Genomic DNA, 25,280 nt, shown 5'->3' with positions numbered 1-25,280 from the left:
GCTGCCTTCCTGTTCCGGTTCGACCAAGCCACCGGCTGAACTTGGAAGCCACCAAGGTCGGAGGGCTTAGACTCATGTGCTGTGGCTGGGCTGATTCGACGTGAAGACATAGATGAGGTGCGTTCGCGCACTGACATCCGTGAAATCGTTGATGGCTACGTGACCTTGAAGCCCGCAGGTATCGGCTCCTTCAAGGGGTTGTGCCCATTCCATGACGAGCGAACGCCGTCGTTTCACGTCCGGCCGCAGTACGGCACCTACCACTGCTTTGGCTGCGATGAATCAGGGGACGTCATTGCGTTTCTGATGGCCTTGGAGCACACCACTTTCACGGAGACAGTGGAACGCTTGGCTGCACGGATTGGCTACGAACTGCGCTACGAGCAAGGCAGCGGACCAGACCGGGAGCAGATAGGGCGGCGTCAAAGACTGTTGGACGCCCACAAAGTGGCCGCCGAGTTCTTCCAGGCGCAATTGCGCACTCGCGCAGCGCTGGAGGCGCAAAAGTACCTGGGCGAACGCGGCTTCACCCCGCAGGACGCTCAGGAATATGGCGTGGGGTATGCACCGCAGGGCTGGGATCACCTGCTGAAACACTTGCGCACCCGCGGTTACAACGACGACGAACTGGAAGCCACCGGCATGTTCTCGGCCGGGAACCGGGGTCTCTACGACCGTTTCCGTGGGCGTTTGATCTTCCCCATCCGTGGAATCGGCGGAGAAGTCATTGGCTTTGGGGCACGCAAACTCTTTGACGATGACCAGGGCCCCAAGTATCTCAACACTCCCGAAACGCAGCTCTACAAGAAATCCCAGGTGCTCTACGGGATCGAAAAAGCAAAACGCCAGATTGCCAAGCAGCGTCAGGTGGTTGTGGTGGAGGGCTACACGGATGTGATGTCCATGCACCTGGCAGGTGTCCCAACGGCCGTGGCCACATGTGGGACGGCATTTGGTGCGGAGCACATCAAGATTGTGCGGCGTTTCCTTTCGGACGACGGTTCCGGCGGAGAGGTGGTTTTCACCTTCGACGGCGATGCTGCCGGACAGAAAGCCGCATTGCGTGCCTTTGAAGAGGACCAGAAGTTCATGGCCCAGACTTTTGTGGCAGTTGAACCGAGCGGCATGGACCCCTGCGAATTACGCCTGGCGCGCGGTGATGCAGCAGTGCGGGGGCTGTTGGAGGCCAAGCAGCCGCTGTTCAAGTTCGCCATTCAGGCCACCATGAAGCGCTTTGACTTGGGAACACTGGAGGGCAAAGTCCAAGCCCTGCGCGCCACGGCACCCATCGTGGCCCAGATCAGGGACGTGACATTGCGCCCGGCCTATGCGCGGCAACTGGCCGGGTGGCTGGGACTGGAGGTTCCCGACGTCGTCAATGCGGTGGAAATTGCGGCCCGAGCTCCGCGTTCGGGAAGCCGTACTTACGAACCCCGTTTTGAGCCTCCCGTCCAGGAGCAGGCAGAACCCGCGCCTAGGTTCCAGCTCCCGAATCCGCGTGATCCCATGTTGCGCACCGAGCGTGAAGCATTGGAGGTGGTGGTCCAGGCCCCGCATCTGCTGGGTGATGTTGAGTGGGAGCAATTCACGGCCGTGGAATGCGCGCACCCGGCACACACTGCCATTCACGATGCCGTGTGCGCGGTGTATTCCGGAGCCGGTGCCGGGGACGTTGAACAGGGCCGAGCGTGGGTGGAAGCTCTCACCGCCGCCGTTCCCGAGCAACTGCGTGGCTACGTGGCCGGACTGTCCATGCGGGCTTTACCTGCATCCCATGAAGTCCAGTTGCAGCGCTACGCCTCCGGTGTGATTGCACACCTGTTCGACCGTCAGATTCACCGCCGGCAAGCGGACCTGCGGGCGCAATTGGAACGTACGGATTCGCGTACCGATCCCGAACAGTTCCAGTCCATCAGTCGGCAACTGATGGATTTGGAAGTGCAGCGGCGCAAGCTGCAAGTGGGTTGAGTCCACTCGTTCGTGGTGCCTCACCTGAACTGAGTCAACGTGAGATATGGACGGTTCGTCCATTACGCGTTATTGTGAACGAGTCGTCCATTAAGGCGACGGTTCACGGAGAGGACACCAACCATGAACAACACATCCAGCACAGGTCGAGTTGCACTGGTGACCGGGGGCTCCGGTGGCATCGGCAAGGCCGTGGTCCAGAGGCTTGCCGCAGATGGGTTCGCGGTGGCGGTTCACTATTCCAGTAACGCAGCCAAGGCCGATGCGATCGTCGCCGAGATCCAGAGCAAGGGCGGTCAGGCCATCGCCCTGGCTGGTGACGTGGCTGACGAAGAGGCGATGAAGGCCGTCTTCGACGCGACCATCACAGCATTTGGCGGCCTCGATGTGGTTGTGAACACAGCTGGGATCATGCTCCTGTCGCCGATCGCGGACCTGAACCTGGCTGACCTCGACCGGATGCACCGCATCAACATCCGTGGGACTTTTGTGGTCTCCCAGCTTGCGGCCACCACGCTGCGGCCCGGCGGCGCGATCATCAACATGTCGACCACCGTCACCAGGACCTCCTTCCCGACCTACGGCGCATACGTCGCTTCCAAGGCCGCCGTCGAGGGGATGACCTTGATCCTCGCCCGTGAGCTGCGCGGCAATGACATCACCGTCAACGCCGTCGCCCCCGGCCCCACCGCCACACCGCTGTTTCTCAAAGGCAAGGACGAGGCCACCATCGAAAACCTCTCGAAAGCTGCCCCGCTGGAGCGTCTTGGCCAGCCCGAGGACATCGCGGAGACTGTCGCCTTCCTGGCCGGCCCCGCCCGTTGGATCAACGGCCAGGTCATTTTCGCCAATGGCGGCCTCGCATAAGGCCGCATCCGCGACCGCGGGGCCACTACGGGGATTCCCGTTCACCCGGACCATCCACGCAGACTCCTTGGCCCGATGCGCGTCGAACTCCGCGACGGCCTGATGGCCCGTCTCGTCATCAGCTAAGCGGAGTGCTCAACCCAGACTGCCTCAGTTGACAGGAGCTCCCGCCGTTGGCCAGCACTCCCGATCCCGCGATCGAAACCTCACCACAGGCACCGCGACGCCGTGGTCGAGGTCGCCGCCCAGCCGAGGAAGTCCGCGCCGACGTGCTGCACACGGTCGGAGACTTGCTGCTTGCCGAAGGGCTCACGGATTTCACCATAGAGCGTGTCGCCCGTCTCTCCGGGGTCAGCAAGACCACGATCTACAAGTGGTGGCCCTCTCGTGGGGCGCTCGCTCTCGACGGTTACTTCCACGCCGTCGAATCCACTCTTGCCTTCCCCGACACCGGCAACATCCGCGCGGACCTCACCACTCAGCTGCACGCTTTTGGACGACTTGTCAGTGAGACACCGGCCGGTCGGCTCCTGGCTGAGCTCATCGGAGCAGCGCAGACCGACGCCGAGCTGGCCGTCGCCTACCGCACGCTCTACTCAGCTGCACGACGCCGCCTCGCCGTCGTGCGCATGCAGCGCGCCCAAGCATCCGGGCAACTTCGTGCCGAAGTCGCCCCCCAGGTCGTCGTCGATCAGCTCTGGGGTGCCGTCTACCACCGCCTGCTGATCCCCGACGAACCCATCACGGCTGAGTTCATCCAAGCCCTGCTGGACAACCTGCTGGACGGCATTCTCACTCCGGGAAACTGAACGGGTGGCGCGCTGTGCTTTCGGCCGGGCCCCGTGCAGCGGCCTGGGCCAGTTTGAGACGAGTCAAGGAAGCACTCCACGTGGGCATCTTGGGTGAGTCTCGTCGTCGAATTGTGTGTTGCAGGTCCGGCGGGTATGATTTTCTCTCGTTGCACGCGTATGTGAGCACATTCCCCCGTAGCTCAGTTGGCAGAGCATTCGACTGTTAATCGAAGTGTCACTGGTTCGAGCCCAGTCGGGGGAGCGAACAAAAGACCTTGACCAGGCACAAGCCTGGTCAAGGTCTTTTTGGTTGTTGAACACCAGCCACGGTTTCGGGTCAAGCACTGTGGCGCCGCTGATGAACGTCAAGCCCCGGCGCGGTGACACGCCGGGGCTTGACTCATTCCGAAGCGATCTGCGCGGCGGCAAGACTCACTCCAGGTACGGGGGGATTGAATCCGTTGGCAACCGAGGCTCAGGGATTATCAGGCCATCAGCCACGGTTTCCCGGAGCTTACAGGTAGGTGTAGAAACCATCCACCTGCATGGCGTCCACGGAGTGGATCATAGTGCCCTGCTGCGGGTTCAGTGCGGAGATCATCAGACCATCGCCCAGGTAGATGCCAACGTGGGAGCCGTTGTTCTGGGAGACCAGATCGCCCGGCTGTGGGTTGGAGGTGGGGGTGCCGGCGGCAAACTGATCCCAGGTCACTCGGGGAATCTGGATGCCGTGCTGGGCATAGACCCACTGGGTGAAGCCTGAGCAATCCCAGTTCTTGAACTCGGTTCCGCCCCACACGTAGTTGCCACCCAAACCCTGCATGGCAGTTTCCACGAGGGCTGCGCCGGAGGTGGTGGCGTTACCGTCAACCACCGTCTGGACATCAACCGGGGTGGCTCCCGTGTTGCCCAGGGCAGCTTCCTGCTGCTGCGCCTGCTCGGAGGTCTGGATGCCCTGCTCAACGGGAGCGGGTTCGGTGTAAGTGGGCTCAGTCTCGGCCACGGTGGTCACATCGCTGGCCTGATCCCCGTTGTTGTGCAGGATTCCGGCACCCACGGAGGACCGCAGCACGCTGGTGGCCTCCGCGCGGGTGATGCCATCACCCACGCCCAAGTTGCCGTCATAGGAGGGCAGAACGCCTACCGAGTTCAGCCAATCAATCTGGTCGTACCCCGGGGTCCACGGAGCCACATCTGTGTAGGGAGAGACTGAAGGGCCCTGGTGAACGGGGGAGCCCGCAGCACGCCAGAGCACAGTTCCCAGTGCAGTGGAGTCAACGGCTGCTGACGGGCGGAACGTGCCATCTTCCCAACCAGCCACCAGGCCACGTTCGGTGGCCCAGGAGATGGCAGCTGCCTGGGGGTGATTGGCCGCAACATCCGTGTAAGTCCGGCTTGCCAAGGTCTCATCCACCGGGGGCTCACCGGCCATGCGGTAGAGCATGAGCATGTACCAGGCACGGTTGAGTGAGTCGTCCGGACCAAAGTTGCCATTGCCGTAACCGATCACGACGCCGTTGGAAGAGGCCCAATCAATGTCGTCTTTGGCGTAGTGCGCAGCATCAACATCTGGGAACTGGATGGCTCCCGTGTTGACATCCACAGACAGAGTGGTCAAACCCGGATAGGTGACGTTCGGTTGTGCTGGAGCGGCGGGCTCGGCAGCGGGGGCTGACCAAGGGGTCTCCGTGGTGGTGGATTGAGTTTCCACCGGAGTCTGCAAAGTGCTGACACCCATGGGGTTGGCCACAGGCTGGGCGGCGCTGTTGAGTCCCAGCGCGCTGGAGCAGGCGGGCCATGCGCCCCATCCCTGGCCGGCCAGAACATTTTCAGCGACGGCGATCTGCTGCTCGCGGGTGGCATCCTGCGGCATGCCTGTGCCGCCAAAGGCTTGCCAGGTGGAGAGGGTGAACTGCAGGCCACCGTAAAAACCATTACCGGTGTTGATGGACCAGTTGCCGCTGGATTCGCACTGGGCCAGGGCGTCCCAGTCGGACTCCGGAGCTGCGTTGGCAGGGGTGGCGCCTACGGCAGCGAGGGTGCCGCCGCCAACAGCCACGGTGACGGCAGCACTGAGAAAACGGGGGTTCTTCATCCGTGTTTGCTTCCTGGTGGGAGACATGAGTCAAAGGACCACTTTGGTGCGCGCACAACCGGTCCCGGCCAGGCCAAAGAGGCCGCGGGCAGCAAAAGTGTGCGGAAAATGATCCGTGGGGAAGCGCGGGAACCGGAAAGGGGGAGGGACTATCACGGTTCCATAACGGTGCAACGTTAAAGGACTTGTCACCAAAGATGCAACACGGTGTCTGCGGAATCATGAACTTTGTGCTGTGATGCCTCTCACGTGGGGTGGTCAAGCGGTAGCGGGAGGTGATCTTTTTCGTCCCCACAGTGGAGTTGGTGGGCCTACAGGTGTCTGGGCCAAGCAACATTTTCATCAGCCCGGTGATACTTTGGTGGCTGAGAACAAAGTAACCATCAGGTTGCTGCTGATCTAGAATTTTACGGAGGCAGTAATGTCCACGTCCGTGGATTCGCAAGCGAACTCGGCCCACAGCGGCGGTTCGGAGCGAGCCAACCTTGCAGCGGGCACCGCCACGCAGCGCTCATCCCAGGCCGGTGCGGCGTCGCTGCCGGACGTTGTCAAGGTGTTCAGCAAGCTGCTGCCGCGCCAAATCCAGGACGAATTGGCTCTGGCCAAACTGGAACTCAAAGACAAGGGCATCAAGGTTGGCAAGGGCGTCGCCTTTGTGGTGGTGGGGCTGGTGTTCCTGCTGCTGGCCACGATTGCTCTGGTGGTGGCCGCAGTGGCCGGTCTGGCTCAGGTCATGCCGTTCTGGCTGTCGGCTCTGATCGTGGCAGCTTTCTTCTTGCTGGTGCTCATTGTTTTGGCTGCTGTGGGTGCGCTCATGATCAAGAGCGCCATGCCCTTGAATCCCGTCCGCGCCATCCGTGGTTTGAAATACGACCTCGGTGTGGTCAAAGAGGGTTCCGCCTACACCGAAGCTCGTGTGCGTAGGGAGGAGGCGGAGGCCACGGAGCGCAAGGCTCAGGAGAAGAAGGAGAAGAAAGCCCAGTCTTCACATCAGCCGCCAGCTCCCACCGAGGCACAATTGCGTCAGCGTCTCAGCGTGCGCCGCGAGAAACTCAAGGAACTGCGCGACGACGCCGAGGCTCGCAAGAATCACGTTCAGAACTCCGCCGTCGGATTTGTGGACCGCACTCGAAGCAAAGTTTCAGGTGCCAGTTTCAAGGCGGCTTCTTCAGCAGAACAGTTGGGCGAGCGCGTAGGGCCCCTGGCAGTGGCCGCAGCTGCTGGAACGGCCTTTCTGGTTTTCCTGATCAAACTGGTTCGTCGATCGCGCTGATCATCCACCGGAAATCCCCGGGAGTCTGGCAGACTCCCGGGGATTTTTGATGTTGCGGCAAATATCGGTGACTCTCCCTTAGCATTGCCACTGTTGGCCTAACAAGTCAGGAGGCGCTTCTGGCGCCACGAAGCCCCGCAGGACCACATTGCTCCGAGAGGATATTGCATGCTTTGGATCGCTGTGGGCCTGGCAGTGCTCTCGGCTGTGGGGCTTGCATGCGGGACCCATCTGCAGTCTGTGGCAGTGGTCAGCCGTAGTGACGGAAAACTGTCCCTGCACCAGTTCCTCCACATCTTGCGCTCTCCGCGCTGGACAGTGGGCCTGGGTCTCTTGGGGTTCGGTACGGTTTTCAACGTAGCTGCCCTGAGTTTGGCTCCGGTCACGGTGGTGCAGCCCATTGGTGTGCTGGGGTTGGTCATCACCACGGTGTTGCATTCCCGGCATGTGGGAATCCCCATCAACGCTCCAACATGGCGGGCCATTGCCCTGTGTGTGGGTGGAGCCACAGTTTTTGTGCTGACGGCAGTCAGGGTCACTGATCCCGCCGTGGCCATTGCCGACCGAGCCTCCGACGTCGTGACATACCTACTGGCCGGCGTCATTGTCCTGGTGTTGATCGGGATGCTGGTGCTCAGGGACCAGCATCGAGCCCTCTTTTACCTGTTCGCTGCCGGAACGCTTTATGGATTCGTTGCGGTCCAAGTCAAAGTAATTTCGGTGCAGCTGCGGACGGGCACGGGAGCCTGGTGGCAGAACATTGAGTACGACAATCTCATCGGACTGATTGTGGCTGCGGCGCTGGGCGGTTGGTTGGTGCAAAGTGCCTACGCTGCCGGGCCGCCCGAGCTGGTCATGGCTGGACTGACCGTGGTGGACCCCATGGTGGGTGTGATCCTCGGTCTGAGCGTGCTGGGAGAGGCCGGCGCCAACTTTGGTCCAGTGTCAGCGCTGGCCCTGGCAGCCAGCGGCGGCGTTTCTGTGTCCGGGGTTCGCCTCCTGTCCAGGCATCACCCGGAAGTTTTGGCCAAACTGGCCGCCGCGCGGGCCCCAAAAACAGGTGAACTGGGTATTGTGCCCGGGGCCGTGAAAACCCGGCCCACTCAACAACAGGAGGATTGAATCTCTGTGCCGACCCCCCGTACCGGCCATCCCGTAGGCAGTCAGCTCACCCCAGATCCGCGTGGACACATCAGGGATGACTACCGCCTTCCCGCTGAGGACCTTGATGCGGTGCCGGTTCCGCCCCAAGGAGCGTTGACCGTTTTGGTGGTTGCTGAAACCTATCCGCCGGACATCAATGGATCCTCGCAGTTTTCCCGACGTCTGGCTCAGGCCATGGCTCATCGTGGGCACAGAGTGCACGTGGCCGCACCGCGTCCCAGCCGGGGGCGGTCCATCAGACGTATGGATGGGAGGGTCACGGAGCACCGTCTGCGTTCGCACACAGCCTTCACCTACACCACGTTCAACCTGTGTTTGCCCTGGGAAGTCAGCGGCGAGATCAAACGAATCTTGGATGATGTACGCCCGGATGTGGTGCATGTTGAATGCCACTACATTCTGGGACGGCTGTTCGCCCGTGAGGCTGCCCGGCGCGGTATCCGTTTGATCGGTACCAACCACTTCATTCCAGAGAATATTGAACAGCACCTGCCCCTGCCGGGGATCATTCGGCGGATGTACCGCAAAATCTCCTGGCGAGACATGGCCCGGGTGTTCAGCCACTGTGATGTGGTCACCGCACCCACCCCGTTGGCCGTTGACTCTATGAAAGCCAACGGCTTCACGTACCCGGTGTACGCGCTGTCCAACGGAATTGATGCGCAGAATTATCAGGTGCGACCAGGGGAGCAGCTGCCGCCGCACGAGCACCCCACCATCCTCTTTGTGGGACGCTTGGATCCGGAGAAAAATGTTGACGTGCTGATCAGGGCGTTGTCTCGCATCAAGAATCAAACGGATGCGGTCCTGGAAATTGTGGGACAAGGCGGGGAGTACAACAAACTTGCCGAACTGGCGCAGTCCTTGGACGTTGCTGAGCGAGTGAACTTCCGTGGGTTTCTCTCCGACGCCGACCTGCGCCTGGCCTACCTCGGTGCAGAGATTTTTTCCCAACCGGGCACCGCAGAGTTGCAGTCATTGGTGACTTTGGAAGCGATGGCCGCTTCCCGGCCAGTTCTGCTGGCCAACGCGCGTGCATTGCCGCACTTGGTTCAATCAGGCGTCAACGGGTGGCTCTTCCCGCCGGGCGACGACGCCGTGGTTGCGGAAAAGCTCTTGGATTTTCTGAATCTAACCGTGGAGCAACGCCGCTCCATGGGGGAGGCCAGCCGGAAACTGGTGGAACAGCACAGCTTCGGCGCCACGGTGGAAGCCTTTGAGCGTATGTACCGCGGAGCAGACCCAGCGAGGCTTCTGGCCAACTGGCCGATGCTGGATGACCCGCAGACTCCGATAGGCTAGGGGCCGCCGTCGTTGTCGGTGCCACGTGAGCTGCCGACAACGACGTCCAAGGGGCGATAGCTCAGCTGGTCAGAGCAGAGGACTCATAATCCTTTGGTCGTGGGTTCAAGCCCCACTCGCCCTACTTCAGTCCCCGTGGTGACAAGGTCACCGCGGAGGCTTTGCCGTGCCTGGAGGATGCTGGGTCCCAGGAGCTCACCAAGCGAGATGTTGAACTCCGCAGCGTATCGGGGTAGTTAGGCGCCTTTGCGCGTTACCCAGTTTGCGAGAGCTTCACGGACGATCTCTGATTCGTTGCGGTGCTCGCGCTGAGCTATGGCCGCGACACGGTCCTTGAGGTCCTGGGGGACGCGGACTTGAAGAATCGGCGAGGGGCCGGGTTTGGTGCTCCGGAGCGTGGGTCGGCCCAAGGGTATTGCTGACAGTTCTTCAATGGTGGCTGCATCAGCGGCTTCCAGAAGGGCTTTTCGTGCCTCGGCTGCAGCAGCCGAGCCGCGGCGGATAGTGCCAGGCTTGGTTGAAAGTTGTCCGCGCTCGGCCTGGTCGGCCAGGTCGTCGTAATCGGTCTGGCTCATGACGATTTCCCTTCCTGGAGGAGATATCGGTACTGATCTGTCAGTGGCATGGAGTGGAAAACTGTGATGGTGCGAGGTGGGCGGTGCGCCGCGATGACCTCAAGCCACCGATCCGTTTGTGGATGCGGGTGCCCGACGTAGACCATGGTGGTTTCACCTGGGCGGCCTTCCACCTCCGCTGATGCTTCGGCGTTGAGCATCGCGTGCAACGTGTCGGCGCGCGGAATGCCGTGTCGGTCAACGGTCGAGGCAAACTCAAGTGCCATGCAAAAAGTGTACTACAGATAGTCGCATAATCCTTTGGTTGTGGGTTCAAGCCCCACTGCCCTACCTCAGCCCCGTGGTGACAAGTTCATCGCGGGGTTTTGCTGCGCCTGGAGGATGCTCGGTCCCAAGAGCTCACTGAGACTGAGGTCCAGAGCCGTGACGATCTTCACCAGCTCGCTGAACTGCAACACTCTGAAGCGGGAAAACTACGTGGTGACCACCTACCAGGCTGCGAAACGTGACAGTTTTTCTGGTGGGAGGATTACATTGCAGTGCGGCGCTCCAGCAAGCCATGGGTACCGGCATATACGAGCACGACACCAGGTTGATTGGACGAACCGCATGTCGCCGATGAGGGGCAACTGGGACGACTTTATGGACTTCGCAACAAGGCAATCGCTGGCCGCACCGTCAAAGTATGCGAATCAAGGTGGCGGGAAGTTTTGCTACACAACACCCATCCAAGTTCGCAACACCCGTGGCCAGGTGTTTAAGACCTTCTACCCCCGTGTGGTGATCTCGACGAACAATCGCCGAGTCATTACGTCGATTCCAGGGGGTGGTTGCTGATGACGGGTCAGGGAACTGTTCGTATGTTCAATGACTACGGTTGCCCTTGGCCGTTTTTCGGCCCGGAAGGCCCGCTGGCGGAAGACGAGTTATCTCTGGGGCCAGAGCTCACGGCGAGAGTTCGAGCGTGGTCACAGTCGTTCGCCACGGACTACGACGAGCAACGTGGGTGGCCGTCGATTTCTCGAAGGCAACAGGCGTTGACGGAGGGACTTGCCTTGTCCGAGGAGGTGCAACACGTTGTTGAACCGTACATACACGTGCAGTTCGAGTTTTGGGAGACGCGTGTTGATGGGCAAGACTTGCTGATGTAGCGCACCGGACGCGGACTTGCCCGGGGTGATTTCAGGTCACTCGCCCTGCCGCAGCCCCCGTCAGCGAGTCTTCACCTGACTGAGTTTCCAATTGGTGATCAGCAGCGCCACGCAGCCAGCTAGTGCCGTGAGAGCAAAGATAGCTTGGACCATGGCGGCGGTGGGTGACAGGGCGCACTCGGCTGGGACGTCTCCGTACTCACACGATGCCCACGGCTGGAAGAACATCAAAATCATCCCTCCAATGCCGCTCAAGAGAAGAACGCCACTGATGATGATGGCGAGCCAATACTTGTAGGTGATAGGCATGATCGTCACCCAACAATGAGCGTCAGGCTGGGGAATTGCAGCTTTTTTATGAGGTTCTTCTTGGCGAGGATAACTCTATGTCGAGTCATGTTTCGCAGACTAGACGCGCTCTGACTTGCACGTCAAGGATTGTTGAGACGTGGATAACCACCTTGTGTTCGAGCGGCGCCGGGTGGGTCCCGCAACGGTGGCTTCCGGTCAGTCTGACCGGTGGCCGCGCTAGGGAACTGGCAGCAAGACCGAGGGCAAAAAGGCCCCGATGAACTGCAACGGATTCACGTAATCATCGCCCAGCCGAACACCCCAATGTACGCAGGCTCGAATGGAGAACATGCAGTGATTGCCGTTTTCCAGAATGCCAATCAGCTGACCCTTGCGGACACGTTCTCCACGTTTCAAGTCGCTGTCCACCGGTTCAAAGCTGGAGCGCAGACCGTCTCCGTGATCAATCGTGATGGTGTTGCGGTCCACCACCGTGCCCACGTGGGAGACCGTGCCATCTGCCGGTGCGTAGACACGCCCATCCCAAGCCACCGTCAGGTCAACGCCGCGGTGGCCGGAGAGCCATCGCTTGGCTGGTGGCTGGAAGTCCTTGGCCACTCTGGGTGCACCGCCAGTGGGGGATTCCCACTGGCCCCTATGCTTGGCCAGTGCGGCCTCCTGGCCGCTGCGTGCAGGTGCTCGCGGTGGCACAGCCAGCAGCGCTGATTCCACGGAACCACTGGCCGTGGTCAGGGACGCAGGAGTATTCGGTGGTGGCGCCGCCGTGGCAGGTTGGGCCAACCAGCTGGATGGGGGTGCCGTCACAGCCAGTAGTCCTGCGGCAACAACGAGCAGCACCGGCACAAGACTGAGGGCCATCCAGTCGCGCACAAAACGTGATGTGGTTTTCATGCCCTCACCGTGGCCCACGGCTTGGCAGGGTCACCAGGGCTGGTTGTGATGTGTGGATATTTACCCCCGCACCTCGGCACAAAAAACCGCCTGTGGAGGTGGTGCCGCGTGACGTGGTACTTGCCTGGCTCAGCGGCAGACCACGTGCCCAATGCAGCGGGGGCAGCTGGCCGCACTTCTTCCGGGCTCAGGCAGACAATCCAGTCATCCAGTGCAGGCCGATCTGTAGTACAGTTGGACGCCGCAGTGTCTGAACTGTGTGTCTTGTTGTGCCCGCGTTTTTCACCCAAGAGATGTCACCTGCCGAAAGATCTCATCTACCGGTAGAGACTTCTCAGGGGTTGGGAACCCGCGAGCAGGACGGGACTTCAGGCCAGATGCTGACTTCGCGCACGTCGTCGTCGTGCTGTCCGTCAAACCACCGGCTGAAACCGGAGGAGCGCGGACGCGCGGCCCACACGCCACGGTCCCGCCCTCCACAAGGAGAGCGGGTGGTGAGTGGAAACTGCCCTGAGCCTTGGGGCAGCGGCCGCAACGTGCCAGGGGTCCTTCCGCCGGAAGAGGCCGACAACCACCAACCGTGTTCCGTTTCCCCGGACCAGGGGTGCGCGAGCACATCTCATCAAGGAGAACGACCATGCCAGTCGTCACCATGCGCCAGCTGTTGGACAGCGGCGTGCACTTTGGCCACCAGACCCGCCGCTGGAACCCGAAGATGAAGCGATTCATCCTCACCGAGCGCAACGGCATCTACATCATTGACCTGCAGAACTCGCTGTCCTACATTGACCGCGCGTTCGAGGCCGTCAAGTCCACCGTGGCACACGGCGGCACCATCCTGTTCGTGGGTACCAAGAAGCAGGCCCAGGAGGCCATTGCCGAGCAGGCCACCCGCGTGAACATGCCTTACGTCAACCACCGCTGGTTGGGCGGTATGTTGACCAACTTCCAGACCGTCTCCAAGCGGATCGACCGCATGAAGGAACTGGAGCAGATCGACTTCGAGGACGTTGCGGGTTCGCAATACACCAAGAAGGAACTGCTGCTGCTGCGCCGGGAGAAGGAAAAGCTGGAGCGCACCCTGGGCGGTATCCGCAATCTGACCAAGACCCCTTCCATGGTGTGGATTGTTGACACCAAGAAGGAGCACCTGGCCATTGACGAGGCTCAGAAGCTGGGCATCCCGGTGGTGGCCATCCTGGACACCAACTGCGATCCCGATGAGGTCACCTTCCCCATCCCGGGCAACGACGACGCCATTCGCTCGGTCAACCTGCTGACCCGCGTGGTGGCCGACGCCGTCGCCGAGGGTCTGTTGGCCCGCTCCGGTAAGGGTGGCGCTGAAGGTGCTGCCGAGGAGCCCATGGCTGAGTGGGAGCGCGAGCTGCTGGAACAGCACAACGCTGAGAAGGCTGCCGCCGAAGCTGAGACCACCGCGGAGGCAGTGGAAGCTGTCGAGGAAACCGAAGCTGCTGAGGAAGCAGTGGAGGCCGCTGAGGTTGTTGCTGAGGCCACTTCCGCCGAGTGATTTTCACCCCGAGGATTGCCTCCTCACTTGTCACACGTGTGTGCAGGTGGGGAGGCATTCGGGGATCACGGGACGTGCCAACACGTCCCCTTCCGTTCAACTTTTCTTTGTTTCAGGAACGCATCATGCCTCCTGGGACACCCGCGGTCAGCGCATCTGCACCGCGGACACGAACGAACAAGGAGCTGACACATGGCGAACTACACCGCCAAGGACATCAAGGAACTGCGTGAGCGCACCGGCGCCGGCATGCTCGACGTCAAGAAGGCCCTGGACGAGGCCGACGGCGATCAGCAGAAGGCCCTGGAGATCATCCGTGTCAAGGGTTTGAAGGGCGTGACCAAGCGCGAAGGCCGCACCACCGCCGAGGGCATTGTGGTGGGTCGCGTTGAGGGTGGCAAGGGCTACCTGGTTGAGGTCAACTCCGAAACCGACTTTGTGGCCAAGGCCGACCCCTTCATTGCGTTCGGCGAGAAGGTCATGGACGCTGCCGTCGCCAACGATGTTGCCGACCTGGACACCCTTCTGGCCACCGAAATCGACGGCCAGAAGGTGTCCGATCTGGTGACCGAGACCGGCGCGCTGCTGGGTGAGAAGGTTGTGGTTCGCCGCATCGCTCGCGTTGAGGGTCAGACCGTTGAGCTCTACCTGCACCGCACCTCCAAGGACCTCCCGGCCCAGGTGGGCGTGCTGTTGGCAGTTGACGGTGAGAACGTGACCGAGGCTGCACACGACGTCGCCGTGCACATTGCCGCTATGTCCCCGTCTTTCCTCTCCCGCGAAGAAGTCCCCGCGGAGACCGTTGCCAACGAGCAGCGCGTTGCCGAGGAGACCGCCAAGGCTGAAGGCAAGCCGGAGAAGATCCTGCCGAAGATTGTGGAAGGCCGCATGAACGGCTTTTACAAGGAGTCGGTGCTGGTGGATCAGGACTTTGCCAAGGATTCCAAGGTTTCCGTGGGCCAGTTCCTGGCCGACAACGGCGCCACCGCAACCGGTTTCGCTCGGTTCCGCGTGGGCTCCTGATTCCTGAGCTTTCACCGGGCAAACACCCCACTGACCACACCGGTCAGTGGGGTGTTGTCGTCTGATCTGCGGTATCGCCTCAGCAGGTGCGGAAGCTCGCCATGGACTGCCGGGCCGCTATGCTGAATCCAGTTTGCCCACCTGCGTGCGTGCGCCCCGGAGATTGCGGGGCCGGTTCGCAGGTCATCCACTGTAGGTCCACGTTGGGAGCACTCATGCCGACCACCAGCCCGTCAGAAATCAAAGACGACGCCGTCCGGGCCAGCCGGGATGCCGGCCACCCCAATGGGCGACGACGCATCCTCCTCAAGCTCTCCGGTGAGGTTTTCGGAGGGGGCAAGGTGGGGCTGGACACCACCGTGGTCCGCGACATTGCCGAGCAGATCGCAGCGACCGTTGGCACCGTGGAAACCTCGATCGTGGTGGGCGGTGGCAACTTCTTCCGCGGGGCAGAGCTCTCCACCGCGGGCATGGACCGTTCCCGTGCCGACTACATGGGCATGCTGGGTACGGTCATGAACTGCTTGGCTCTCCAGGATTTCTTGGAGCAGTGCGGTGTGGACACCCGCGTGCAGTCGGCCATCTCCATGGAGCAGGTTGCTGAGGCCTACATTCCGCGTCGTGCCATCCGGCACATGGAAAAAGACCGCGTGGTAATTTTCGGCGCGGGTGCGGGGCTCCCGTATTTCTCCACGGACACCGTGGCGGCGCAGCGCGCCCTGGAGGTCAATGCCGATGAAGTTTTGGTGGGCAAAAATGGCGTGGACGGGGTGTACACGGATGACCCCCGCAGCAACCCGGAGGCCAAGAAGCTGGATTTCCTGACCTACGACGACGCCCTGACGCAGAACATTCGCGTCATGGATCAAACGGCGTTTTCCCTGTGCCGGGACAACAACGTGACCATGCGGGTGTTCGGGATGCAGGAACCGGGCAATGTCACCCGCGCGGTGCTGGGGGAGGATCTGGGTACGCTCATCACCGTCTGAGCGCCATCACGGCCGCGGACGCCGGTAGACTACCTGCCAGTGTCCGCGGCTGTGGTGTGCCGGGAGCCTGTCAGCACCGGTAGCACCAGGATGTGCCGCATGATCGTCACCAATCGACACCGAGCATTGGGCCCGGTGTCATCCGAAGGAGAAGACCGTGATTTCCGATATCCAGTCCGACGTTGTGACCCGCATGGGCAAGGCTGTGGACAATGCCTCCGAGGAGTTTGCTGCGGTGCGCACCGGCCGGGCCAACCCGTCCCTTTTCTCCAACGTGCTGGTGGAGTATTACGGCGCCCCCACTCCGTTGCAGCAGCTGGCCTCCTTCCAGAGCCCGGAAGCCCGGACCTTGCTGATCACCCCCTACGATCGCGCCGCCTTGGGTGATATTGAAAAGGCGCTGCGTGATTCGGACATCGGTGCCAATCCGGCCAATGACGGCAATGTGATCCGAGTGGTCATGCCGGAACTCACGGAAGAGCGCCGCAAGGAATACGTCAAGATTGTGCACACCAAGGCGGAGGACGCCCGAATCTCCGTGCGCAATGTGCGCCGCCAGGCCAAGGACTCCATTGAGAAACTGGTCAAGGACGGGGAGATCGGGGAGGACGAAGGCAAACGCGCTGAGAAGGATCTGGATGCAGAGACCAAAAAGCACGTGGAGCAGATTGATGCCTTGCTCAAGAACAAGGAAGCTGAGCTGCTTCAAGTCTGATGTCAACCGCCGCGAACACCACTGAGGCTCAACCGCCCACCGCCCCCAAACAATCCCGCGCCGGACGTGACCTGCCGGCGGCCATCGGCGTGGCCGTTGTGCTTTTGGGGGCTTTGGGAATTGGTCTGTTCGTTTATCCGCCGGTGGTTGCCCTGCTGGCGGGAGCGGCGGCTGCGTTGGGAGTGTACGAAGTCTGCCGTGCCCTGGCGCATGCAGGTATCCAGATTCCGGTGATCCCCGCAGTCGCCAGCGCGTTGGTCATGCCCATGGCCGCTTTTTTTGGTGGCGCACAGGCTTTGATCATTGCCACGGTGGTGGCTTCCCTGGTGGTCATTTCCGTGCGGGTGTTCGGACCCAAACAGGGCATGATGCTCTCCGTGATGGGCTCACTGTTTGCCCTGACGTGGGTGGCGTTGTGTCTGTCTCTGCTGGTGCTGCTGTTCCAAACGGAGCAGGGTGCGGCCAAGGTGCTGATCGTGATTCTCATGGCGGTTGGCAATGACACCTTTGGCTATTTTGCCGGGGTGTTGTTCGGCAAGCACCCCATGGCACCGCGGATCAGTCCCAAAAAGACCTGGGAGGGTTTTGCGGGGTCCATGCTCGGTTCCATGGTCCTGGCCTCCGTGCTGATTCCCCTGATGCTGGGTGATCCGTGGTGGCACGGACCCATTCTGGCGTTCTTCCTGGTCTGGGTGGCCGCGCTGGGGGACTTTGCCGAGTCCATGGTCAAACGCGAAATCGGCGTCAAAGACATGGGCACCTTGCTCCCGGGCCACGGGGGCGTCATGGACCGCATTGATTCCATTGTGTTTGTGGCCCCCGTGGGTTACGTGGTCTTTGAATTGCTGCGCGTCCTGCAAGGCTGATCCGCGCCGCACTTCTCCATCCAGTCGTTTTCCACCTGACAGCTCCCGTCCCCTCACCAGATTCCGTCATCAGCCAGGAGCACGTGCCATGACCGAAAGCCCCCACAACGCACCCACAGTCACTTCCACTCAGGACGACGACGTCGTTGCCGCCCCCGGCGAGCGGTTTTCCCGGGTGGAAGGCCGCCGGTGGGGGTATGACCCCCAGGACGTGGACGAGTTCCTGAGTCGCGCGGAATCTGGGGAGGAACTGACCAGCAGCGAACTGCGCCAGGTGATCTTTGGGCGAGCTCGCGGAGGCTATGAACCAGCGGAGGTTGATGCCGCCCTGGACACGGTGGAAAACACCCTGGCCAAACGGGAAAACCACGCCTACATCACAGCTCACGGACGGGAGTCCTGGGAAGAGCAGGTGGGGGCACTGTCGGACCTCATTTTTGGTCGATTGGAACGCCCGGACGGCCAGCGCTTCCGTCGCCCCTCCGGCGTCACCACACGCGGCTACGCAGTGGTTGATGTGGATGCCCTCTGCCACGCCATCGTGGAGGAATTGAGCACGGCGGATGCAATCCATCCTGATCGGGTTCGTACGGCGGTGTTCGGCCCGGCATCGGGGGAGTCGGCCTATGAGGAACAGCAGGTGGACGCCTTTTTGGACAAGCTGGTGGAGCTGCTTCTGGCCCTGCGCTGAGACAAAATTTTTGCACCTGTCTAAAACGGCGTTCACACTTGTCAGACAAGTGTGAACGCCGTTTTTTGCGCAACACGGTGCTGAAATCAGATGAACGGTGGTTGGTGGACGGCGAACATGCGGTTAATGTGAGCGAGTCCACACTGTGACACCTGTCACGTTAAGCTCGTTACGAGAGGTCTCCCGTGTCAGAGCAACCCTCAGTGGCCGAACCAACGGCCCAGGACTTCCAGGCAGCCCAGCGCTCCCCGGAGTTCCAATCTCTCCGATCCACGCACCGCAAATTCGTGGTTCCCATGACCATTTTCTTCCTGGTCTGGTTCCTGCTGTACGTGGTTCTCTCCATCTACGCCACGGACTTCATGTCCACTCAGGTGATCGGCAACGTGAACCTGGGCATCATCCTTGGCCTGCTGCAATTTGTGACCACGTTTGCCATCACTGGCCTGTACGTGGTCTTTGCCAACAAGAGCCTGGATCCCCAGGCCGAGCAACTGCGTGAAGCCTTGGAAGCCGGCAACTACGCCGCAACCCACGGTGGCTCCACCGGCGCTCATTCAAGCAAGGGGGCTTGATTCATGAACGTAATGCTTCCCGCCGAAACAGCCACGGAAACCGTTGGCGCCCCGTGGCTGAACATGCTGATCTTTGGTGCATTCGTTGCCGTGACCATGGTGGTCGTGCTGCGAGCTTCAAAGCACACCTCCACGGCAGCTGACTACTACGCCGGTGGACGTTCCTTCTCCGGCACCCAGAACGGTCTGGCCATCGCAGGTGACTACCTGTCGGCAGCATCCTTCCTGGGCATTGTGGGTGCCATCGCCCTCCAGGGTTACGACGGCTTCTTGTACTCCATCGGCTTCCTGGTGGCCTGGCTGGTTGCACTGCTGCTCATTGCCGAGCCGCTGCGTAACACCGGCAAGTTCACCATGGCTGACGTGCTGTCCTTCCGTCTGCGTCAGCGCCCCGTCCGCATTGCTGCGGCCACCTCCACGCTGTGCGTGACCTTCTTCTACCTGTTGGCACAGATGGCCGGTGCCGGTGCACTGGTCTCCCTGCTCATGGGCATCTCCTCCAGCTGGGGCCAGTCGCTGGTCATCATTGTGGTGGGTGCGCTCATGATCATGTACGTGCTGATCGGTGGCATGAAGGGCACCACCTGGGTGCAGATCATCAAAGCCGTGCTGCTGATGACTGGCGTGGGTGCCATGACCATCTGGGCGCTGGCCATGTTCGGCTTCAACTTCTCCTCCATGTTGGGAGAAGCAGTCAATGTGGTGAACCAGTCCGGTGCTGACATGGACGGCCAGAAGCTGCTGGAGCCGGGCCTGCGCTACGGCTTGAACGAATGGACCAAGCTGGACTTCGTGTCCCTGGGTATGGCCATGGTCTTTGGCGCAGCAGGTCTGCCTCACGTTCTCATGCGCTTCTACACCGTGCCCACCGCCAAGGAAGCCCGTAAGTCCGTGGTCTGGGCCATCTCCCTGATCGGCCTGTTCTACCTGTTCACCCTGGTGCTGGGCTTTGCTGCCGCCGCCCTGATCGGCAGCGAACGCATCCTGGCAGCGCCCGGTGGCGTGAACTCCGCAGCGCCGCTGCTGGCCTTTGAGCTGGGTGGCTCTGTGCTGCTGGGCATCATCGCGGCCGTGGCTTTCGCCACCATCCTGGCTGTGGTGGCCGGTTTGGCGATCACCGCTTCAGCTTCCTTTGCTCACGACATCTACTCGAACGTGATCAAGAAGGGTAACTCCAGCGCCAAGGAAGAGCTGCGAGTTGCCAAACTCACCGTGGTGGTGATCGGTGTGGTCTCCATCCTGGGAGGTATTGGCGCCCAGGGGCAGAACGTGGCATTCCTGGTGGCGCTGGCCTTCGCCGTCGCAGCATCGGCCAACCTGCCCACCATCCTGTACTCGCTGTACTGGCGCGGTTTCACCACGCGCGGTGCGGTGTGGTCCATGTATGGCGGTTTGATCATCTCCATCGGTCTGATCATCTTCTCCCCGGTCATGTCCGGGGCGGAGACCTCCATGATCCAGGGCGTGGACTTCTCCTGGTTCCCGCTGTCCAACCCGGGCTTGGTCTCCATCCCGGCGTCGTTCTTGCTGGGCTACATCGGCTCCAAGACCGATCCCTACAAGGAGAGCGTGGAGAAGCAGGCCGAAATGGAGGTTCGCTCCATGACCGGTGTGGGTGCGGAGGCTCCCGTCCAGCACTGAGCGAAGCTCCCACACCAGCACTGATCGCAGATTCTGTACCAGCACTGAGTGAAGCCTGCGCTCAGTGTTGAGCGAAGCCTCACACTCTGAGCCTTGGGCTCAGAAATCAAGGCCCCCGTGGCGCCGGATCACACCGGCACCACGGGGGCCTTTCCATGACTCGTTGGTAACAATGTGGTGGCAATCATGAGATACCTCTCATGTGTATGCGCGCAAATCTGTCAGTGGTCTTGTAATCTGCTGGTAACCGGCAGCCATCAGCAGGCTGTTGGACCGTCCCCCTCAGCCCCGCACCAGCGGGGTCACCAACGGAAAGAGAGACTCTCATGCTCGCCATCATTGGTTGGATCATCCTGGGCTTGATCGCCGGCGCACTGGCAAAGCTCATCATGCCGGGTAACCAGGGCGGTGGCATCATCGTCACCATGCTGCTGGGTATCGTCGGTGCCGTCGTCGGCGGCTTCTTGTTCTCCGCAGTCACAGGACAGACCATCGGCGAAAGCGGCATCATCATGTCCCTGGTTATCGCCACCGTCGGTGCCCTCGTCGTGCTCTTCGTCTGGGGCCTCCTCACCGGTCGCCGCGGCGCCGGTCGCTGACTTTCGGCTGTAGGCGCTGCAACGACGACGCCCGGCCCTCCCTCGGACTGCTTCGCTTGACGTCCGCTTCGGGAGGGCCGGGCGTCGTCGTTTTGCGGTGAGACCCGGTCTTCCGCGGACGGGCTCGTTGGGGCCCGTTTCAGGAGGGCCGGGCGTTGTCGTTTTGTGGCGAGTCCCGGTCTTGCCCGGGCTGCTCTGCTCGGGGTCCGTTTCTCAGGAGAGCCGGGCGTTGTCGTGTCCCGAGCCCTCTGGCCCATACTGGGACCATGAGTCAGAGCGCACCAACAGCCAGCAGCAGTCAGCGGTCACCATGGGCAGAACTCCTGGCGGTGGCCCCCCGCTGGATCAGCGTCCTGGGTTCAACGGGGTCCATCGGGACCCAGGCACTTGATGTGGTCCGCAAGGCGCGCGAGGACTCCGGGCAGGACGTTTTCCAGGTGGTAGCGCTGGCAGCCGGTAGCTCCAACCTGGAATTGCTGGCACAGCAGGCCGTGGAAACAGGGGCGCAGTTGGTGGCCACCAGTGGGGGAACAGAGGACGCCGCTCGCCTCACCGCTTTGATCGAGTCCGCTCAGGTAGAAGCACGCGCCGCAGGTGCCCCGCATGCTCCGGGTACGGAAGGTGAGTACCGCCCCGTCGTCGTTCATGGACCGGATGCCGCCACCCAGGCTGCCACGGCGGAGGACGCCGATCTGGTGCTCAACGGGATCACCGGCTCCATCGGGCTGGCCCCCACCTTGGCGGCGCTGGCAGCGAATAAGTTGCTGGCACTGGCCAACAAGGAATCCCTGATTGCAGGCGGAGCGCTCATTCAGGAGGCTGTGGCCGCCTCCGCACACGCTGATCCGCTGATTCCGGTGGATTCGGAGCATTCCGCGCTGGCGCAAGCTCTGCGTTCCGGCAGCCACCAAGAGGTGGACCGGTTGATTCTGACTGCCTCCGGTGGCCCATTCAGGGGCCGCACCCGCGAACAATTGCAGGACGTCGCACCCCAGGATGCCCTGGCCCATCCCACGTGGGACATGGGTCTGATGGTGACCACCAACTCCGCCTCCATGGTCAACAAAGCCCTGGAAGTTCTGGAGGCCCACCTCTTGTTCGATGTGCCGCTGGATCACATTGATGTGGTGGTGCACCCGCAATCCGTGGTGCATTCCATGGTGCAGTTCACGGACGGATCCACACTCGCCCAGGCTTCACCACCGGACATGCGCTTGCCCATTGCTTTGGGGCTGGGATGGCCGCACCGGGTACCGGGTGCGGCCACGCCGTGTGACTGGTCCACTGCTGCCACCTGGGAGTTTGAGCCGCTGGATACCGTGGCCTTCCCAGCCGTTGAACTGATCAAGAAGGCCGCAGCCAAAAGCCCTACCACACCGGCTGTGTTCAACGCGGCCAACGAGCAGGCTGTGTTGGCTTTTCACGCGGGGCGGATCGGCTTCACAGGCATCGTGGACACCGTGGCGCAGGTGGTGCAAGAGCACGAACCCAGCAGTGAACTCACCTTGGCCACTGTCTTGGAGGCCGAACGCTGGGCCCGGACCCGGGCCGATGAGATTTTGGCCGGCTGACCTACCGGACCCTACGTTGGCGTCGAGTTCGCAATTGTGTGGCCTCTGAGTGATTCAGGGGGCACACAATTGCGAACTCGGTACCAGTGCGGCTTCAGGGGCCACAAAAATGCGCACTCGACGAACGGACAACACTCAGGTGCCCCAGAACTGCACAGTCGGGGCCGGGGCGGGCTCAGGAGCATGTGAACTGTGAAATCTGCACTCAAGCCGGCTGATCATCTGATTCCCGGACTGCGACGATTGCGGCGACCAGCGGAGACCGCCACCCCGGAATTTGATCTCACCTACTTTCGGACCGGGCCGCCGTCAAACACTCCCATCCTGGTGATCCCCGGTGGACCGGGTTTGGCCAGTGGTCTGCCCTACCGAGGACTACGACGCCGTGCCGCCCGGCGCGGACTTGATCTGCTCATGGTTGAACACCGCGGTGTCGGGTTCTCCCGCAAGGATATACGTGGCGGGGTATTGCCTGGATCTGCCATGACGGTGGGAGCCGTATTGGCTGATCTGCAAGCAGTGATGACAGCTGAGGGCATTGACCAGGTCATTGTTTACGGAAGCTCCTACGGCAGTTATCTTGCCGGGGGCTTGGGCGTGCAGTATCCGCAGAGAGTTCACTCCATGGTGTTGGACTCGCCCATAACCTCTGGGCAGGATCCCATATTTGAGCGAGCCAATCTCCGTGAGGTGCTGTGGGAAGGGAAAACACCGGGAACCCCCGCCTTGGCGGCCAAGGTGCGGGAAATCTGCGCCGGGTCTGTTCCTGACACCCGAACGGTGGTTGTTCTCCGTGCCGCATTTGAACTCGGAGGGCCGGACCTGGCACTGAGCGTGGCCGATGCCCATTTGAAGGGCCGGGGTAAAACTGCCTGGAGCTTACTCAACGCGTATGCAGGGCGTGAGAACTCCAGCGGTCACGGGTGGCGTTTCCTCTATGAGTTTGACGTGGTGGCCACACTGGCTTTCCGCGAACTCAACTATGGTCCTGTGCCGGACGGTGCACCCTTGGACACAGCGCTGGTCTATGCAAGCTCGGCGGGACAATACCCGGAGTTCAGTGGTGAGCCTTATGACCTCAATGATCACTACCGGGACTTTTCCTGGCCAACGTTGGTGGTCAGCGGTGAGTATGACCTGCGCACACCGCCGCCGGTGGCCCGCCGCATCACTCAACTTCTGCCCGCAGCTACGGAGATTGATCTACCGGTGGGGCACAGCATCTTGGAAGCACATCCTGATGCCGCCGTGCACATCATGGAACGTGCCCACCGGGGGGAGTTGAACAGCCCAGACATGAGCCGCGACTCTCCCCGGTGGGGCTCACCCCGCGGAGCTACCGCAAGTTTGACGCGCGCGGTGACCCTAGCCGCACGGTTATTACCGTAACGGCGCGGCTATCTCGGTCATGACCCAGCTATCTCGGTCATGACCCAGCTACCACGGGCATGAATCGCACATCATGGATTTCAGTGGAGACCGGCCAAAACCGAGGCGGCCTCCTGGGACATTCCTGTGATGGGCTGACCGTCCCACACAATGTCTCCGCCCAGCGCTGCCAGTGCCTTCTCATGATGGCCGCGCGCCAATTTCAACCCGTGCAGGACCGAAGCTGGGGCCCACAACATGGCGGTCGGGTCATGCCAGCCTGCACCTAGATCCTTGCCGTGGATGAGATCGTGAATCTCCACGGGCATGTGCCGCAGTGGCTCCCGGAATCCCTCCAAGATCACGGCCGGAGTCAGCTCCACAGTTTTGCCGGGGGCCACAACGGATGGACCCGAACCAGGCTTGGTCAAGCCGTCGGAGAGTTGCTGGGCCGTCATCAAAACCGAACCATTGGTGGTGCGCGGATTGCACTCGATGATGGAGAAATCGCCGTCGTTGTCCACGTAATCGAAAGACAACTGCCCCGTGTAGGGGCCAATTTCCCGGGCAATTTTCTGGGCATACTCCAGAGTTTTGGTGGAGTCCACGGCCTGGAACTCAATGCCTGTGCTGTGTGCCCACTGCTCAGGTGCCCGGTACGTGGAGTGGGCCGTCACCACGCCGTCAATCAGCGTGGAGTAAGAACACACCATGGGGCCTTGGACAAACGGTTGAACCAGCCAAGGTTGCTCCGGAGTCGGGTGCACGTCCGTGATTTTCAGATTGCCGGCCAACGGCCCCGTGTTGGTGAGCAGAGCTACGCCCCCGCGGGAGAAGGCAGCACGGGCAAAGTAATGCGGATACTTTTCCGTGGCCGCCCGCAAAGATTCATCATCGGTGGCCATGGTGGTCTCCGGGGCAGGTACCCCCGCTGCCGCTGCAATGCCTTGGAAGGTGTCTTTGTCGTGCAATCGGGCAAGCTGCTCAAAGCTGCCCGTGTAGAGGCGAACATTGTGGGGAAGTTCCTCACGGCGGGCCGCCAGGTAGAACGCCTCCTCAAAGGTGGGGAGGATTGCGTCCAGGTCATGATCCACAATCGCTTGATTGATGTCCGCCATGAACTGGTCGGTTTCAAACGTGGGTGATGCAGTGACCAGGTGAGCTGTGACATAACGGGAATGGTTGCCAATGGCGCCGTCGTAGGTGTCGGAAGTGAAGACTGTGTGGCCTGCTTCCGCCAACTTGCGCACCATGTCCAGGGCGAAGGTATTGCGGGAACTGGTGACGAGTACTCTCATGGCTCTCCTCTGATCTATTGGCCCTCA

Annotated in this window: 24 protein-coding genes and 2 tRNA genes; 20 read left to right on the top strand and 6 right to left on the bottom strand. The window is 61.4% G+C overall.

Going from position 1 to position 25,280, the window contains the following annotated elements:
- The first annotated feature begins 81 nt into the window (after nucleotides 1-81).
- The 4 genes from dnaG to Q4G32_RS08605 all read left to right on the top strand — a co-directional run bounded on the left by dnaG (nucleotide 82) and on the right by Q4G32_RS08605 (nucleotide 3,888).
- Nucleotides 82-1,968, top strand: a complete 1,887-nt coding sequence (gene dnaG / locus Q4G32_RS08620; RefSeq protein WP_303350692.1) for a DNA primase — start codon at nucleotides 82-84, stop codon at nucleotides 1,966-1,968.
- A gap of 123 nt (nucleotides 1,969-2,091) precedes the next feature.
- Entirely contained in the window at nucleotides 2,092-2,835 is a 744-nt protein-coding gene (locus tag Q4G32_RS08615; RefSeq protein WP_303350691.1) for an SDR family oxidoreductase, read from the top strand.
- Nucleotides 2,836-3,008: 173 nt separating this feature from the next.
- Complete coding sequence (locus Q4G32_RS08610; protein ID WP_303350690.1) at nucleotides 3,009-3,644, top strand: TetR-like C-terminal domain-containing protein; 636 nt, start codon at nucleotides 3,009-3,011, stop codon at nucleotides 3,642-3,644.
- A 171-nt stretch (nucleotides 3,645-3,815) separates the two neighbouring features.
- Nucleotides 3,816-3,888, top strand: a tRNA-Asn gene (locus tag Q4G32_RS08605).
- A 252-nt stretch (nucleotides 3,889-4,140) separates the two neighbouring features.
- On the opposite strand, the gene Q4G32_RS08600 is transcribed toward Q4G32_RS08605, so the two are convergent.
- The gene (locus Q4G32_RS08600; RefSeq protein ID WP_441327480.1) at nucleotides 4,141-5,721 is read right to left on the bottom strand and encodes a transglycosylase family protein; all 1,581 of its coding nucleotides are present in this window, start codon (nucleotides 5,719-5,721) and stop codon (nucleotides 4,141-4,143) included.
- 421 nt (nucleotides 5,722-6,142) lie between these two features.
- Between Q4G32_RS08600 and Q4G32_RS08590 the strand changes: the two genes are divergently transcribed.
- The 4 genes from Q4G32_RS08590 to Q4G32_RS08575 all read left to right on the top strand — a co-directional run bounded on the left by Q4G32_RS08590 (nucleotide 6,143) and on the right by Q4G32_RS08575 (nucleotide 9,584).
- Nucleotides 6,143-6,994: a phage holin family protein gene (locus Q4G32_RS08590; protein WP_303350689.1), complete on the top strand. Its 852-nt coding sequence runs from the start codon at nucleotides 6,143-6,145 to the stop codon at nucleotides 6,992-6,994.
- A 168-nt stretch (nucleotides 6,995-7,162) separates the two neighbouring features.
- Nucleotides 7,163-8,116 (top strand): DMT family transporter, encoded by a 954-nt coding sequence (locus Q4G32_RS08585; RefSeq protein ID WP_303350688.1) that lies wholly within the window; start codon nucleotides 7,163-7,165, stop codon nucleotides 8,114-8,116.
- A 6-nt stretch (nucleotides 8,117-8,122) separates the two neighbouring features.
- Nucleotides 8,123-9,460: a glycosyltransferase gene (locus tag Q4G32_RS08580; protein WP_368660381.1), complete on the top strand. Its 1,338-nt coding sequence runs from the start codon at nucleotides 8,123-8,125 to the stop codon at nucleotides 9,458-9,460.
- A 50-nt stretch (nucleotides 9,461-9,510) separates the two neighbouring features.
- A tRNA-Ile gene (locus Q4G32_RS08575) sits at nucleotides 9,511-9,584 on the top strand.
- Between the two features lie 112 nt (nucleotides 9,585-9,696).
- Here Q4G32_RS08575 and Q4G32_RS08570 read toward each other — a convergent pair.
- Nucleotides 9,697-10,035 (bottom strand): ribbon-helix-helix protein, CopG family, encoded by a 339-nt coding sequence (locus tag Q4G32_RS08570; RefSeq protein WP_303350687.1) that lies wholly within the window; start codon nucleotides 10,033-10,035, stop codon nucleotides 9,697-9,699.
- Entirely contained in the window at nucleotides 10,032-10,301 is a 270-nt protein-coding gene (locus tag Q4G32_RS08565; protein ID WP_303350686.1) for a hypothetical protein, read from the bottom strand. The genes Q4G32_RS08570 and Q4G32_RS08565 overlap by 4 nt, the downstream gene beginning before the upstream one ends.
- Before the next feature lie 157 nt (nucleotides 10,302-10,458).
- Here Q4G32_RS08565 and Q4G32_RS08560 point away from each other — a divergent pair, with 157 nt between their 5' ends.
- Nucleotides 10,459-10,872: a hypothetical protein gene (locus Q4G32_RS08560; protein ID WP_303350685.1), complete on the top strand. Its 414-nt coding sequence runs from the start codon at nucleotides 10,459-10,461 to the stop codon at nucleotides 10,870-10,872.
- Between the two features lie 374 nt (nucleotides 10,873-11,246).
- On the opposite strand, the gene Q4G32_RS08555 is transcribed toward Q4G32_RS08560, so the two are convergent.
- Entirely contained in the window at nucleotides 11,247-11,495 is a 249-nt protein-coding gene (locus tag Q4G32_RS08555; RefSeq protein WP_303350684.1) for a hypothetical protein, read from the bottom strand.
- A 219-nt stretch (nucleotides 11,496-11,714) separates the two neighbouring features.
- Nucleotides 11,715-12,389, bottom strand: a complete 675-nt coding sequence (locus Q4G32_RS08550; protein ID WP_368660380.1) for a M23 family metallopeptidase — start codon at nucleotides 12,387-12,389, stop codon at nucleotides 11,715-11,717.
- A 637-nt stretch (nucleotides 12,390-13,026) separates the two neighbouring features.
- Between Q4G32_RS08550 and rpsB the strand changes: the two genes are divergently transcribed.
- The 11 genes from rpsB to Q4G32_RS08495 all read left to right on the top strand — a co-directional run bounded on the left by rpsB (nucleotide 13,027) and on the right by Q4G32_RS08495 (nucleotide 23,976).
- Nucleotides 13,027-13,917 (top strand): 30S ribosomal protein S2, encoded by an 891-nt coding sequence (rpsB, locus tag Q4G32_RS08545; protein ID WP_303350683.1) that lies wholly within the window; start codon nucleotides 13,027-13,029, stop codon nucleotides 13,915-13,917.
- 192 nt (nucleotides 13,918-14,109) lie between these two features.
- On the top strand, nucleotides 14,110-14,940 hold the full coding sequence (gene tsf, locus Q4G32_RS08540; protein WP_303350682.1) for a translation elongation factor Ts: 831 nt from the start codon (nucleotides 14,110-14,112) through the stop codon (nucleotides 14,938-14,940).
- 215 nt (nucleotides 14,941-15,155) lie between these two features.
- Nucleotides 15,156-15,929, top strand: a complete 774-nt coding sequence (pyrH, locus tag Q4G32_RS08535; RefSeq protein ID WP_303350681.1) for a UMP kinase — start codon at nucleotides 15,156-15,158, stop codon at nucleotides 15,927-15,929.
- Nucleotides 15,930-16,122: 193 nt separating this feature from the next.
- Nucleotides 16,123-16,644: a ribosome recycling factor gene (gene frr / locus Q4G32_RS08530; protein WP_303350721.1), complete on the top strand. Its 522-nt coding sequence runs from the start codon at nucleotides 16,123-16,125 to the stop codon at nucleotides 16,642-16,644.
- The gene (locus Q4G32_RS08525; protein ID WP_303350680.1) at nucleotides 16,644-17,510 is read left to right on the top strand and encodes a phosphatidate cytidylyltransferase; all 867 of its coding nucleotides are present in this window, start codon (nucleotides 16,644-16,646) and stop codon (nucleotides 17,508-17,510) included. Before frr ends, Q4G32_RS08525 begins: the two co-directional genes overlap by 1 nt.
- Nucleotides 17,511-17,598: 88 nt before the next feature.
- Nucleotides 17,599-18,201 carry a DivIVA domain-containing protein gene (locus Q4G32_RS08520; RefSeq protein ID WP_303350679.1) on the top strand — a complete coding sequence of 201 codons (603 nt, stop codon included), beginning with the start codon at nucleotides 17,599-17,601 and terminating at the stop codon, nucleotides 18,199-18,201.
- 185 nt (nucleotides 18,202-18,386) lie between these two features.
- Entirely contained in the window at nucleotides 18,387-18,776 is a 390-nt protein-coding gene (locus Q4G32_RS08515; protein WP_303350678.1) for a DUF485 domain-containing protein, read from the top strand.
- A 12-nt stretch (nucleotides 18,777-18,788) separates the two neighbouring features.
- The gene (locus Q4G32_RS08510; RefSeq protein ID WP_441327482.1) at nucleotides 18,789-20,417 is read left to right on the top strand and encodes a solute symporter family protein; all 1,629 of its coding nucleotides are present in this window, start codon (nucleotides 18,789-18,791) and stop codon (nucleotides 20,415-20,417) included.
- Between the two features lie 326 nt (nucleotides 20,418-20,743).
- Complete coding sequence (locus Q4G32_RS08505) at nucleotides 20,744-21,016, top strand: GlsB/YeaQ/YmgE family stress response membrane protein (RefSeq protein ID WP_303350676.1); 273 nt, start codon at nucleotides 20,744-20,746, stop codon at nucleotides 21,014-21,016.
- A gap of 329 nt (nucleotides 21,017-21,345) precedes the next feature.
- On the top strand, nucleotides 21,346-22,587 hold the full coding sequence (gene dxr / locus Q4G32_RS08500) for a 1-deoxy-D-xylulose-5-phosphate reductoisomerase (RefSeq protein ID WP_303350720.1): 1,242 nt from the start codon (nucleotides 21,346-21,348) through the stop codon (nucleotides 22,585-22,587).
- Nucleotides 22,588-22,779: 192 nt separating this feature from the next.
- The gene (locus tag Q4G32_RS08495) at nucleotides 22,780-23,976 is read left to right on the top strand and encodes an alpha/beta fold hydrolase (protein ID WP_303350675.1); all 1,197 of its coding nucleotides are present in this window, start codon (nucleotides 22,780-22,782) and stop codon (nucleotides 23,974-23,976) included.
- Between the two features lie 80 nt (nucleotides 23,977-24,056).
- Here the strand turns inward: Q4G32_RS08495 and Q4G32_RS08490 are convergent, their stop codons facing one another.
- On the bottom strand, nucleotides 24,057-25,253 hold the full coding sequence (locus Q4G32_RS08490) for a carbamoyl-phosphate synthase large subunit (protein WP_303350674.1): 1,197 nt from the start codon (nucleotides 25,251-25,253) through the stop codon (nucleotides 24,057-24,059).
- Nucleotides 25,254-25,280: the final 27 nt, after the last annotated feature.

The sequence above is a fragment of the Kocuria sp. genome (assembly GCF_030538595.1).
Lineage (GTDB): Bacteria > Actinomycetota > Actinomycetes > Actinomycetales > Micrococcaceae > Kocuria.
This window is presented reverse-complemented; position numbering and strand designations above follow the sequence as displayed.